General features: G+C 36.2%; 11 protein-coding genes and 1 other annotated feature (1 of these 12 cut by a window edge). Of the genes, 10 read left to right on the top strand and 1 reads right to left on the bottom strand.

The features are described 5' to 3' along the window. Positions 1–111 precede the first annotated feature (111 nt). From clpX to NST98_RS05100, 10 genes are all read left to right on the top strand, one after another. On the top strand, positions 112–1,386 hold the full coding sequence (gene clpX / locus NST98_RS05145) for an ATP-dependent protease ATP-binding subunit ClpX (protein ID WP_096551379.1): 1,275 nt from the start codon (positions 112–114) through the stop codon (positions 1,384–1,386). A gap of 337 nt (positions 1,387–1,723) precedes the next feature. Next, positions 1,724–4,042 (top strand): endopeptidase La, encoded by a 2,319-nt coding sequence (gene lon / locus NST98_RS05140; protein WP_340714605.1) that lies wholly within the window; start codon positions 1,724–1,726, stop codon positions 4,040–4,042. Continuing rightward, positions 4,043–4,624: a ribosome biogenesis GTP-binding protein YihA/YsxC gene (gene yihA / locus NST98_RS05135; RefSeq protein WP_340714604.1), complete on the top strand. Its 582-nt coding sequence runs from the start codon at positions 4,043–4,045 to the stop codon at positions 4,622–4,624. A 312-nt stretch (positions 4,625–4,936) separates the two neighbouring features. After that, entirely contained in the window at positions 4,937–6,298 is a 1,362-nt protein-coding gene (gene hemA / locus NST98_RS05130; protein ID WP_340714603.1) for a glutamyl-tRNA reductase, read from the top strand. A 108-nt stretch (positions 6,299–6,406) separates the two neighbouring features. Beyond that, on the top strand, positions 6,407–7,231 hold the full coding sequence (gene ccsA / locus NST98_RS05125) for a cytochrome c biogenesis protein CcsA (RefSeq protein WP_340714602.1): 825 nt from the start codon (positions 6,407–6,409) through the stop codon (positions 7,229–7,231). Positions 7,232–7,249: 18 nt separating this feature from the next. Then, positions 7,250–8,179 (top strand): hydroxymethylbilane synthase, encoded by a 930-nt coding sequence (hemC, locus tag NST98_RS05120; RefSeq protein WP_340714601.1) that lies wholly within the window; start codon positions 7,250–7,252, stop codon positions 8,177–8,179. Then, on the top strand, positions 8,172–8,924 hold the full coding sequence (locus NST98_RS05115) for a uroporphyrinogen-III synthase (protein ID WP_340714600.1): 753 nt from the start codon (positions 8,172–8,174) through the stop codon (positions 8,922–8,924). Before hemC ends, NST98_RS05115 begins: the two co-directional genes overlap by 8 nt. Further along, complete coding sequence (gene hemB, locus NST98_RS05110) at positions 8,924–9,904, top strand: porphobilinogen synthase (RefSeq protein WP_340714599.1); 981 nt, start codon at positions 8,924–8,926, stop codon at positions 9,902–9,904. Before NST98_RS05115 ends, hemB begins: the two co-directional genes overlap by 1 nt. A 1-nt stretch (position 9,905) precedes the next feature. Beyond that, a complete protein-coding gene (gene hemL, locus NST98_RS05105) occupies positions 9,906–11,195 on the top strand; it encodes a glutamate-1-semialdehyde 2,1-aminomutase (protein WP_340714598.1) in 1,290 nt (429 codons plus the stop codon). Between the two features lie 128 nt (positions 11,196–11,323). Next, on the top strand, positions 11,324–12,193 hold the full coding sequence (locus NST98_RS05100) for a hypothetical protein (RefSeq protein WP_340714597.1): 870 nt from the start codon (positions 11,324–11,326) through the stop codon (positions 12,191–12,193). Here NST98_RS05100 and NST98_RS05095 read toward each other — a convergent pair. Continuing rightward, the gene (locus NST98_RS05095; protein ID WP_340705347.1) at positions 12,159–12,368 is read right to left on the bottom strand and encodes a hypothetical protein; all 210 of its coding nucleotides are present in this window, start codon (positions 12,366–12,368) and stop codon (positions 12,159–12,161) included. The two genes, NST98_RS05100 and NST98_RS05095, sit on opposite strands and share 35 nt — an antisense overlap. A gap of 79 nt (positions 12,369–12,447) precedes the next feature. Then, positions 12,448–12,585 (top strand) — a binding site (T-box leader); it runs 87 nt beyond the window's last position.

Below are 12,585 nucleotides of genomic sequence, written 5' to 3'. Positions count from 1 at the left end.
AATTTTTGCATACATAAGCTATACAAAATATTCCATTAGCTTTGGAAACTTCTTATTTGCTAATGTGTTCAATATCCTGTAAGATTGTTGCTTGAATAGGGGTGAAGCAAATTGTTTAAATTTAATGATGAAAAAGGCAATTTAAAGTGTTCTTTCTGTGGTAAGCCACAAGAACAAGTGCGAAAATTAGTAGCTGGACCTGGTGTTTATATTTGTGATGAATGTATCGAGCTATGTTCCGAAATCGTTGTTGAGGAATTAGGTACAGAAGAGGAAATCGATTTTCAAGATGTTCCAAAGCCAAAGGAAATTTTAAGCATCTTAGATGAATACGTTATTGGACAAGAGCGAGCTAAAAAAGCTCTTGCTGTTGCAGTATATAACCACTACAAGCGAATCAATTCAAATAGTAAATTAGATGATGTGGAACTATCAAAATCCAATATTATTTTAATTGGACCAACTGGTAGTGGGAAAACTTTACTTGCTCAAACTTTAGCAAGAATTTTAAATGTGCCATTTGCGATTGCCGATGCCACTTCATTAACCGAGGCTGGTTATGTTGGTGAAGACGTAGAAAACATCCTGTTAAAACTAATCCAAGCTGCTGACTATGACATTGAGCGAGCAGAAAAAGGGATTATTTATATAGATGAAATCGATAAAATTGCTCGAAAATCGGAGAACCCTTCCATCACACGAGACGTATCTGGAGAAGGGGTGCAGCAGGCATTATTAAAAATTTTAGAAGGTACAGTAGCTAGCGTTCCTCCTCAAGGTGGTCGTAAACATCCACATCAAGAGTTTTTACAGATTGATACAACAAATATTTTATTTATCGTTGGTGGAGCCTTCGATGGTATCGAAAGCATTATTAAACGTCGATTAGGTCAAAAAGTGATTGGCTTTGGTTCCGACATGAAAAATAAAAATGTGGAAAGCGAATCTTTACTTTCCCAATTAATTCCAGAAGACTTATTGAAATTTGGTTTAATTCCGGAATTTATTGGTCGCTTACCAGTCATTGCTTCACTTGAACAGTTAAATGAAGAAGCGCTCGTAAGAATTTTGACAGAGCCAAAAAATGCATTAGTGAAACAATATCAAAAAATGCTCGAATTTGATAATGTGGAATTAGAATTTGAAGAGGAAGCACTTCGAGCGATTGCAAAGGAAGCGATTGAAAGAAAAACAGGTGCCCGTGGACTTCGTTCCATCATTGAAAATACGATGCTTGATATGATGTATGAATTGCCATCACGCGATGATATCGTGAAATGTATTATTACAAAAGAAACGATTACGGACAAAGCGCAACCAAAATTAATTTTAAAAGACGGTACAGAATTAAAAGATTTGAAGGACAATAAAAAAACTTCCGCATAAAGTAGTTACAAGTAACAGTAATAATGACCATTAAAATAAAGAGCTGACTGCGAATTTGCTTATGCATATCTCGTTAGTCAGCTCTTTGTAACAAATATTAGAATTACATATTTTTACAAATACTTACAAATCATTTTATTGAGCGTCAAATTGTTCAAAATAACATTTTACCGGGAATAATAATTGATGTAACAGAGAATAGTAAATGCTGTTATGAAAGATTAAATTTATCGAAATTGCTATGTAAAACCAAGTGAAATGTTTTTAATTTTTCACATACTAAATTTACCTAGAAGCGGGTGCATTCTTTAGTATCAAATGGAGGTGAATAACCCGCATGACTGAATTAAAAAAAAATGTACCACTACTTCCTTTGCGTGGACTGCTCGTATTTCCTTCAATGGTATTACATATCGATGTTGGTAGGAAACGTTCGGTCGCTGCATTAGAACATGCCATGATGAATGATAATAAAATCTTCCTAACGACGCAAAAGGATTTGCGGGTAGAAAAACCTGAAAAAGAAGATTTGTATATGATTGGGACTTATGTCTCTGTAAAACAAATGTTGAAATTACCGAACGGCACGTTGCGCATTTTAGTGGAAGGCATTTGTCGAGGGAAAATTGTTCATTACCAAGAAAACGATGATTTTACAACTGTAGATATTGAATTGCATGAAGATTCGAAAGAAAAAGACGTGGAAATGGAAGCGTTAATGCGCACAGTAGTTAATTATTTTGAAAAGTATGCGAAATCTTCAAATAAAATTACTGCTGAAACAATTGAATCTGTTTTAGACATCGAGGAACCAGGAAGACTAGCAGATATTATCGCTTCCCACTTACCATTTAAAATTTCTGAGAAACAAGAAGTATTAAGCATTTTCAATATTAAGAAAAGATTAGACCACTTAATGATTCGCTTGCATGATGAACAAGAAGTATTAAATTTAGAGAAGAAAATCAATACAAAAGTAAAGCAAGCGATGGAACGTACTCAAAAAGAATATTATTTACGCGAACAAATGAAAGCGATTCAAGCCGAGCTTGGAGATCGAGAAGGAAAAACAGGAGAAGTTGCTGATCTTCGTAAACGTGTTGAAGAATCCGGAATGCCTGAATCCACACAAAAAGTGGCACTAAAAGAGCTTGAACGCTATGAAAAATTACCGGCTGCCAGCGCAGAAAGCGGCGTCATTCGAAACTATATCGAATGGTTAGTCACAATTCCGTGGAAAGAAAAAACAGAAGATCGACTTGATGTTAATTTGGCAGAAGAAATTCTAAATCGCGATCATGATGGACTGGAGAAAGTAAAAGAGCGCATTTTAGAGTATTTATCTGTACGCCAATTAAAAAATTCCATTCGTGGACCAATTTTATGTTTAGTGGGACCACCTGGGGTAGGGAAAACCTCTCTAGCAAAATCGATAGCGGAGAGTTTAAATCGTAAATTTGTTCGCATTTCTCTTGGTGGTGTACGTGATGAGTCTGAGATTCGCGGACATAGACGCACTTACGTTGGAGCGATGCCTGGTCGTATCATACAAGGAATGAAAAAAGCTGGTACAATTAACCCTGTGTTCTTATTGGATGAAATTGATAAAATGTCCAATGATTTCAAAGGTGATCCTTCAGCAGCTATGCTTGAAGTATTGGATCCTGAGCAAAATCATACTTTTAGCGATCATTACATCGAAGAACCTTATGATTTATCGCAAGTAATGTTTATTGCTACAGCGAATGATTTAAGCACAATTCCAGGACCACTATTAGATCGTATGGAAGTAATATCGATTGCTGGATACACAGAGATTGAAAAAATCAAAATCGCTAAGAATCATCTTATTCCAAAACAACTTGATGAAAACGGTTTGAAAAAATCACAACTTATCTTTAAAGATGAAGCGATTGTTGATTTAATTCGATACTATACGAGAGAAGCTGGCGTTCGTGGTCTTCAACGTCAGATTGCTGCAGTTTGCCGAAAAGTGGCAAAAGTCATTGTTTCTGGCGAAAGAAAACGGGTTACTGTCAATTCGAAAACATTGATTGAAATGCTTGGTAAACATCGATTCCATTACGGTCAAGCGGAAACGGAAAACCAAGTTGGTGTAGCGACAGGATTGGCTTACACATCCGTTGGTGGTGATACACTTCAAATTGAAGTATCTTTAACACCTGGTAAAGGAAAACTGATTTTAACAGGTAAGCTTGGAGATGTGATGAAGGAATCTGCTCAAACTGCTCTTTCTTACGTTCGTTCTTTATCCAAACGCCTCAATTTGGATGCGGATTATTTTGAACAACATGATATTCATATACACGTACCTGAAGGAGCAGTACCAAAAGACGGTCCGTCAGCGGGAATTACTATTGCAACAGCACTTGTATCAGCCATTTCCAATAAACCTATCAAAAAAGAAGTCGGAATGACTGGAGAAATTACATTGCGAGGGCGAGTGCTTCCAATCGGAGGACTGAAAGAAAAATCGTTAGGAGCTCATCGTGCAGGATTAAAAATTATCATCATTCCTCAAGACAACGAGCGAGATATTGACGATATTCCTGAAGCAGTTCGAGAAGAATTAGTATTTAAACCGGTTAGATCGGCAGAAGAAGTGTTGAATATCGCCCTTGTTGGAGGTTTTTAAATGAAAGTTAGTCATGCGGAAATGGTAATTAGTGCTGTCAGACCGGAACAATATCCAGACGACGGTCTACCTGAATTTGCTTTGGCGGGCCGTTCAAATGTTGGAAAATCTTCATTCATCAATAAGATGATTAATCGAAAATCCCTTGCTCGTACGTCATCAAAGCCTGGTAAAACACAAACGTTAAATTTTTATAAAATCGAAAATCAATTGTTTTTTGTGGACGTTCCAGGCTATGGTTACGCCAAAGTGTCTAAGAAAGAGCGGGAAGCTTGGGGGAAAATGATTGAAAAATACCTTACTGGTCGAAGCGTATTACAGGCTGTTATTTTAATTGTTGATTTGCGCCATCCTCCTACTGCAGACGATCAAATGATGTATGATTTTTTAAAACATTACAATATTCCTGCGATTGTAGTTGCAACGAAAGCAGATAAAATTCCAAGAGGCAAGTGGGATAAACATAAAAAAGTGGTAAGAGAAACATTAGAAATGGAAAAAAGAGATCCAATCATCCTGTTTTCTGCGGAAACGGGAGTAGGAGTGGAAGAAACATGGACTGAAATACAAAAGTTCATGTGATTCCATACATAATTGAAAATGTTTACGAAGCTTATGAAACAGTAAGAACTTCCAATTTTATAAAGGTTGACCTAGCATCCTATAGGTCAACCTTTTATATATGTTCAAGAAGAGTGAATTGTCGGAATTTGTTGAATACTATGTATAAAGGTTATTATATTGAAACAGGAATCAAATTTTGTTATTCTTATATTAGAATTATTATAAAGTAAAAAATCTTATTTCATAACTTTTTCATAATTAGCGTTTAGATAGCGCTTTCTTTATGTTAGAATAGAGGTTATGAAATAGTTCGTGAGAGGTGTTAAGTTCATGCACACACTAGTTGTAGGCTTGAATTATAGAACTGCGCCAGTCGAAATTCGTGAAAAGTTGTCGTTCATTGAAAGTGAATTACCACAAGCGATGGCTGCGTTAAAAAAAGAAAAAAGCATATTAGAAGATGTAATCGTGTCTACTTGCAATAGAACGGAAATCTATGCGGTAGTTGATCAGCTGCATACAGGACGTTATTATATAAAACGTTTTTTATCCAACTGGTTTAACATTCCGATTGAGGAATTTGAGAGCTATTTATTTATTCGTGAAAATGATCAATCGTTAGTACACTTATTCCGAGTAACTGCAGGAATCGATTCGATGGTATTGGGAGAAACTCAAATTCTTGGACAAGTCAAGAAAAGCTTTTTAGAGGCACAAGAAATTGGTTCGACGGGTACGATTTTTAACCGCTTGTTTAAACAAGCAATTACTTTTGCGAAAAAAGCTCATAAAGAAACGACGATTAACGAAAATGCCGTTTCAGTATCTTATGCTGCGGTTGAACTGGCAAAGAAAATATTTGGTTCTCTAAAAAATAAACATGTATCGATTTTAGGCGCTGGTAAAATGGGCGAGCTTGCTATGGAAAATCTGTATGGAAGCGGCGTTGGAAAAGTAACGGTATTAAATCGTACTTTTGAAAAAGCGGTGACTTTAGCTGAAAAATTTGAAGGACATGCTAAATCGATTAAGGAATTGCAATGTACTTTGCTTGATACAGATATTTTAATTACATCAACAGGTTCAACAACGTATGTAATTGATTATGAACTAATGCAGTTTGTAGAGCGTTTACGCAAAGGAAAACCTTTGTTTTTAGTTGATATCGCAGTTCCACGAGATATCGATCCTAAAGTAGGCGAATTACCTAATATATTCTTATATGATATTGATGACTTACAGGGAATTGTAGAAGCGAATTTAGCAGAACGAAAACAGGCCGCTCAACAAATTGAAAAAATGATTGAACAAGAAATTGTTGAATTTAAAGATTGGGTTGCAACGCTTGGAGTAGTACCGGTTATTGCGGCATTGCGCAAAAAAGCAAATATGATTCAACAAGAAACGATGAAAAGTATTGAAAATAAAATGCCAAATCTAACTGAACGGGAACGTAAAATTTTAAATAAACATACGAAATCCATCATCAATCAATTGTTAAAAGAACCAATTCTTCAAGCGAAGGAAATTGCTAACTCTCCAAAAGCCAATCAAAAACTTCAATTGTATCAACAAATTTTTGGAATTGAAGAATTAGTTCAAGAAGAAATTCAAAGTCAACAATTGAAGTTAGAAACTGAAGAAGAACGAATTCAAGACGGAATTGAAAATCAACCAAAATTATCATTTTAAGTAAGAATTTTGAGGCGTTTTCGTATCGATGTGGTAAACTAATGATACGGAAGCGCTTTTGTTTTAAATTTTAATCATAATGACGTATAAGATGGAGAAGGGTTTCGTATGACTGAAGTGATGAGTAACCTTTACCAAATAATGGTTATACTATATGCGATAAGTATAATGTTTTATTTTGTCGATTATTTTTATAAAAAAGAAATCATTCGTAGAACTGCATTTTGGTTAGTATCCATTGTTTGGATATTGCAAACAGCTTTTATCGTATTAAGCGTGTTGGAGACTAAACGATTCCCTATATTATCGCTTTCTGAAGGGATTTATTTTTATGCTTGGTTACTTGTAACGTTGTCAATCTTCTTGCATTGCATAGCAAGAACAGATTTACCGGTGTTTTTTATTAATATACTCGGATTTATTTTTATGACAATTCGACTGTTTGCACCAAATAATTTGAATCCCGTATTAAAAACCATGGAATCTGAAATGCTGTTTATACATATTGGTTTTGCCATTTTATCGTATGCAGCATTTTCCCTTTCATTTGTCTTTTCAGTGCTATATTTAATTTTATACCACCTATTAAAAAAGAAAAAATATACAAAACTTTGGTCTCGTTTACCCTCCTTATCTCAAATGGCGACTTGGATGAATTATTCAATCATTATTGGCCTTCCAATCATGGGGATTAGTTTGCTATTAGGACTAGAATCGGCATTTATGAAAGTGGAGGGAGCTATTTCGTTTTTTGATGCAAAAATCATCGGTTCTTTCATAGTGCTTGTCATATATGTAGCTATCATCATGTTAAAGCAGCGAGGAATAATTACGGGACTGTCATTTGCTTGGACTCAAGTTTATGCTTATTTCGTTGTACTCATTAATTTCTTTTTGGGAAGTAAGCTATCCCAATTTCATTTATGGTATTAGCAGAAAGGTAGGTTCATCATGAGAAAAATTATTGTAGGTTCTCGAAAAAGTAAATTAGCATTAACCCAAACAAATTGGTTTATAAACGAATGTAAAAAAGCTGGTTTTCCTTTTGAATTCGAAATTAAAGAAATTGTCACAATAGGTGATAAAATATTAGACGTTCAATTATCAAAGGTAGGAGGAAAAGGATTATTCGTAAAAGAGATTGAAAAAGCATTGTTAGATAAAGAAATTGATTTTGCGGTGCATTCGATGAAAGATATGCCAGCAGTATTACCGGATGGTTTAACAGTCGGCTGTATTCCGTTCCGCGAAGACCCTCGTGATGCCCTTATTTCAAAAAATCATATTAAGTTCAATGATTTACCAGAAGGGGCAGTTGTAGGGACAAGTTCTTTACGACGCAGTGCTCAACTATTACAAGTGAGACCAGACCTTGAAATCAAATGGATTCGAGGAAATATCGATACTCGATTGAAAAAACTTGAGACGGAAGGTTATGATGCGATTATTCTTGCTGCAGCAGGGTTAAAACGTATGGGATGGTCAAGCGAAGTTGTAACAGAATATTTGGATGTTGACATTTGCTTACCGGCTGTTGCTCAAGGAGCATTAGGAATTGAATGTCGTGAAGATGATGAAGAACTTTTAACAGAACTAGCGAAATTAACAGATAATAACACTAAGAAAGCGGTAACTGCTGAGCGCACGTTTTTAGCTGCGATGGATGGAGGCTGTCAAGTACCGATTGCAGGATATGCAACGGTTGATGGAGATGTCATCACGATAACGGGACTTGTGGCATCACCTGATGGAGCGATTTGTTACAAAGAAACAATTCAAGGAAATGACCCTGTAGAAATTGGAAATAAACTTGCTCAACTTTTAACTGATCAAGGTGCTTATGATTTAATCGCTAAGGTGAAGGCGGAGAACAATGCATAAACCTTTGGAAGGAAAAACGATAATCCTAACTGGTTCAAAAAAAACGTTGTCTATTATAGACGAAATCGATCAGCTTGGGGGAGAAGCGGTAGTTTGTCCGCTCATACAAACTGAAGAAGTAATTAGTATAGAGGACAAAGAGCGATTATTTTCTTGCCTAAACTATGACTGGCTTATTTTTACGAGTCAAAATGGTGTTGAGTTTTTTTATAAAAAAATAGAACGTCATCATTTTAACTTGGCACATTTTTCTAGTAAAATTGCTGCTGTAGGAGAAAAGACGGCCAAACTGTTAGAACAATATGGCTTTACGGTTCATTTCATGCCTACTATTTTCAGCGCTGATACATTTGTAAAAGAATTCCCTTTTGTATGTGGTACGTCACCAAAATGTTTATTTATTAGAGGGGAATTAGCAAAGGACACCATAAAGAAAGGGCTGCCATTTCATATTGACGAATGGACGGTATATAAAACGATTGAAAATAGAAAATCCATTGAAACGCTAGTAAAGACGATTCAAACGAATAATGATCCAATTGTTATTTTTGCCAGTCCGTCAGCGGTAGATTGTTTCAATAAATTTGCAGTTTCACAAGTAGGATGGAACCAAATGAAAATCGCTTGCATTGGTCACATAACGAAAGGTGCCGTTGAAAAATATGGTGCCGTTGTTACATATTTTCCGAAGAAATATACGATGCAATCAGTTATTGAAGCGATTATAAAAGGAGAGGAATCATAATGTCACAATTTGAATTCAGAAGACATCGTAGATTACGTGCAAATGCTACAATTCGTTCTATGGTAAGAGAAAACCATTTACACAAAGAAGATTTAATTTACCCTATTTTCGTGATTGAGGGCGAAAACATTAAAAATCCAGTAAAATCTATGCCAGGTGTCTACCAACTTTCTTTGGATAATTTAGATGATGAGATTGATGAAGTGGTATCACTTGGAATCCCATCAGTGATTTTATTCGGAATTCCTGCTGTTAAAGATGCACAAGGAACAGGTGCTTTTCATGACCATGGAATTGTGCAAAAAGCGACTCAACAAATTAAAGAGAGATATCCTCAATTGATGGTCATTGCAGATACATGTTTATGTGAATTTACTGATCATGGTCACTGTGGTTTAGTGGAAGGGGACAAAATTTTAAATGACCCATCCCTTGATATATTAGCTCGCACAGCTGTTTCTCAAGCGAAAGCAGGAGCTGATATCATTGCACCTTCCAATATGATGGATGGATTTGTAGTGGCCATTCGCCATGCTTTAGATGAAGCTGGATTCCAAGATGTTCCAATCATGTCCTATGCTGTAAAATATGCTTCAAGCTATTACGGACCATTCCGTGAAGCAGCGGAAGGAGCACCGAAATTTGGCGACCGCAAATCATATCAAATGGATCCAGCCAATCGTTTAGAAGCGTTCCGTGAAGCTGAATCCGACATTGAAGAAGGAGCTGATTTCTTAATCGTTAAACCAGCTCTAGCTTACATGGATATTATTCGAGATGTGAAAAACAATTTCCCAGTTCCAGTAGTTGCATACAACGTATCTGGAGAATATGCGATGGTGAAAGCAGCAGCACAAAACGGCTGGATTGATGAAAAGTCTGTTGTGTTAGAAACTTTACTTGGAATGAAGCGTGCGGGTGCTGACTTAATCATTACTTATCATGCTAAAGATGTAGCTCGTTGGTTGGAGGAGAAGTAAAATGCGTACCTATGAAAATTCAGTGAAAGCATTTAAAGAAGCAGTAAATTTAATGCCTGGAGGGGTGAACAGCCCTGTTCGTGCATTCAAATCTGTTAATGCAGAACCGATATTTATTGAATCTGGGGAAGGTGCCATTATTCGTGACATTGACGGCAACGAATATATCGATTATGTGCTTAGCTGGGGGCCGTTAATTTTAGGGCACTCTCATCCTGAAGTTGTGAAAGCAATTCAAGAACAAGCAGCAAAAGGAACTTCTTTTGGTGCACCGACAGTATTAGAAAACAAATTAGCACAAATCGTTATTGAAAGAGTACCTTCAGTTGAAATGGTTCGTTTTGTTTCATCTGGAACAGAAGCGACGATGGCTGCTCTTCGACTAGCTCGAGGCTACACAGGCCGTAACATTATAATGAAATTTGAAGGATCTTACCATGGCCATGGAGATTCATTATTAATTAAAGCGGGATCAGGTGTTGCAACACTTGGTTTACCTGACAGCCCTGGCGTACCTGCAGACGTTGCAAAAAATACAACAACGGTTCCTTATAATGATTTAGAAGCAGTAAAAGCAACATTTGAAAAATTAGGTGACAATATTGCCGCGGTTATTGTAGAACCTGTTGCAGGGAACATGGGGGTTGTTCCACCGAAACCAGGATTTTTAGAAGGTTTACGTGAAATTACGAAACAATATGGCGCTTTGCTTATTTTTGATGAAGTCATGACAGGATTCCGCGTCGATTATCACTGCGCTCAAGGTTACTATGGCATTCATCCAGATTTAACATGCCTTGGAAAAGTTGTGGGAGGCGGACTTCCTGTAGGTGCTTATGCTGGTAAGCGGGAAATCATGGAAAAGGTTGCGCCAAGTGGACCAGTGTATCAAGCAGGAACATTATCAGGTAACCCTCTCGCGATGACTGCTGGAATTGAAACATTATCCCGTTTAACACCTGAATCTTATGACTACTTTAAAAAATTAGGTGACCAATTGGAAGCTGGAATTCGTGAAGCCGCAACAAAATATAACATTCCGCATACAATAAATCGCGCGGGAAGTATGATTGGATTATTCTTAACAAATGAAGATGTAGTTGATTTTAAATCTGCCCAAACTTCCGATTTAACATTATTTGCTGAATTCTATCGACTCATGCTAGAAGAAGGAATATACTTACCACCTTCCCAATTTGAAGGATTGTTTATTTCAACTGCACATACGGAAGAACATATCGCAAAAACGGTAGATGCATTCCACAAAGTATTTGCAAAATTAGCTCGATAATAATTAGAGTGTCTTTTCCGTTGATAAGGAAGAGACACTCTTTTTTATTTTATAAAGTAATGAGGGATTTTTAATTCTTTAATCATACTTCCGATTCTCGGGCATAGAGTATTACGGGAGGGAAACATATGGCAAAAATCAATTGGGAAATGATGACGCAATTTATTTTTCCAGAAGCTTATGGGATTGTAGAAGAAGTTGTTTCGGTCCAAGTCATCCCGCGTTGGCAACAAACAGAATTAGAAGAATCTCTTCGTTTAACAGGCATTTATCATATTAAAGCAACAGTGAAGTTTAATCCAAAAATAAAGCCAGATTATAGCGAAGGTACGTTAATTGAACATTTAGATTTAAAAGGTGATGAAGGTTACTTTGAATACGCATTGCCTTTAGAAGTTGATTTACCTCGTGAGAAAGTTGCAAAAGATTGTCGACCAGAATTGCTTGTTGATGATATATCCTTTTTTGTATATGATGGCTCAGGCTGTACGTTTAAATGGGAAGTAAAATGCACATTTGATGAACCGGTAGTAGGTGCATTATTCCAAGTAGAATCTGAAGAGAAAGTAGCTGAACGGGTAGCCGTTTTGGCGGATAATACAGGAAAAGTATTAGAAAGAGCCAAAACTGACCAGCCGCCATCTACATTAGAACATCCACTAGTAAATGAACCATTGCAACAAACAACGATTGAAACTACTGACTATTCGTCGAAAATGAATGAAAATCAACAATTTTCGAATTCTGATGAATTTACTCTACATGAAAATCCGTCCATTTCCGTAGAGCCACCTGAAGAATATAACTTTGTGGAAGAAGCAAAAAAAATTCGAAAAGAAACGGAAGAAGTAAAATTAGTTAATGAATCATCTAGCAAACTATTCATTGATGAAAAGTTTAAGCTTCCTTCTGATTCAGATGACTTCTATAATGAGCTTTCTGAAAATTATAGCGTATTGAAATTTAGATCATATCCGTCCATAACAACCATGAAATGAGGGCAAGTAGAAATAGCAGTAATACATCACCTGTCGTAGGAATAAAAACGACGCGAATAGCTTGAAAAATTGTAATTGGGATACAAATGCTTTTTGCAAAAAAACGTATTTTTCGAAGCCAAGGTGGTAATAACCAAGGATTATAACTTTTTCGTCTTTTGTGGAATAATGACATGGAAATCACTCCTTTCATTTCCTTCAAACTTGAAAACTGCTGCTAAATTTTATAAAATGATTTAAGCAGTTGAATACACATTGATGCGATGAATTGGAAGAGTAAAATGATGTTGCATGCTAAAGAGAGGAAACGGTAGCTGAAAAGTTTCCGCATGCACGCATTTGAAGGTAGCCATGGAGCAACTTTTATGAAATTGAAGTAGTAAAAGTCGGTT

It is taken from the genome of Ureibacillus sp. FSL W8-0352 (assembly GCF_038004345.1).
GTDB lineage: Bacteria > Bacillota > Bacilli > Bacillales_A > Planococcaceae > Ureibacillus > Ureibacillus thermosphaericus.
The sequence above is the reverse complement of the archived record's forward strand: the minus strand, read 5'-3'. Positions and strand labels throughout refer to the sequence as shown.

Bases quoted from the DNA above. Each gene is read 5' to 3' on its own strand.
- lon (WP_340714605.1), top strand. From the start codon at position 1,724: ATGACTGAATTAAAAAAAAATGTACCACTACTTCCTTTGCGTGGACTG.
- yihA (WP_340714604.1), top strand. From the start codon at position 4,043: ATGAAAGTTAGTCATGCGGAAATGGTAATTAGTGCTGTCAGACCGGAA.
- hemA (WP_340714603.1), top strand. From the start codon at position 4,937: ATGCACACACTAGTTGTAGGCTTGAATTATAGAACTGCGCCAGTCGAA.
- ccsA (WP_340714602.1), top strand. From the start codon at position 6,407: ATGACTGAAGTGATGAGTAACCTTTACCAAATAATGGTTATACTATAT.
- hemC (WP_340714601.1), top strand. From the start codon at position 7,250: ATGAGAAAAATTATTGTAGGTTCTCGAAAAAGTAAATTAGCATTAACC.
- NST98_RS05115 (WP_340714600.1), top strand. From the start codon at position 8,172: ATGCATAAACCTTTGGAAGGAAAAACGATAATCCTAACTGGTTCAAAA.
- hemB (WP_340714599.1), top strand. From the start codon at position 8,924: ATGTCACAATTTGAATTCAGAAGACATCGTAGATTACGTGCAAATGCT.
- hemL (WP_340714598.1), top strand. From the start codon at position 9,906: ATGCGTACCTATGAAAATTCAGTGAAAGCATTTAAAGAAGCAGTAAAT.
- NST98_RS05100 (WP_340714597.1), top strand. From the start codon at position 11,324: ATGGCAAAAATCAATTGGGAAATGATGACGCAATTTATTTTTCCAGAA.
- NST98_RS05095 (WP_340705347.1), bottom strand. From the start codon at position 12,368: ATGTCATTATTCCACAAAAGACGAAAAAGTTATAATCCTTGGTTATTA.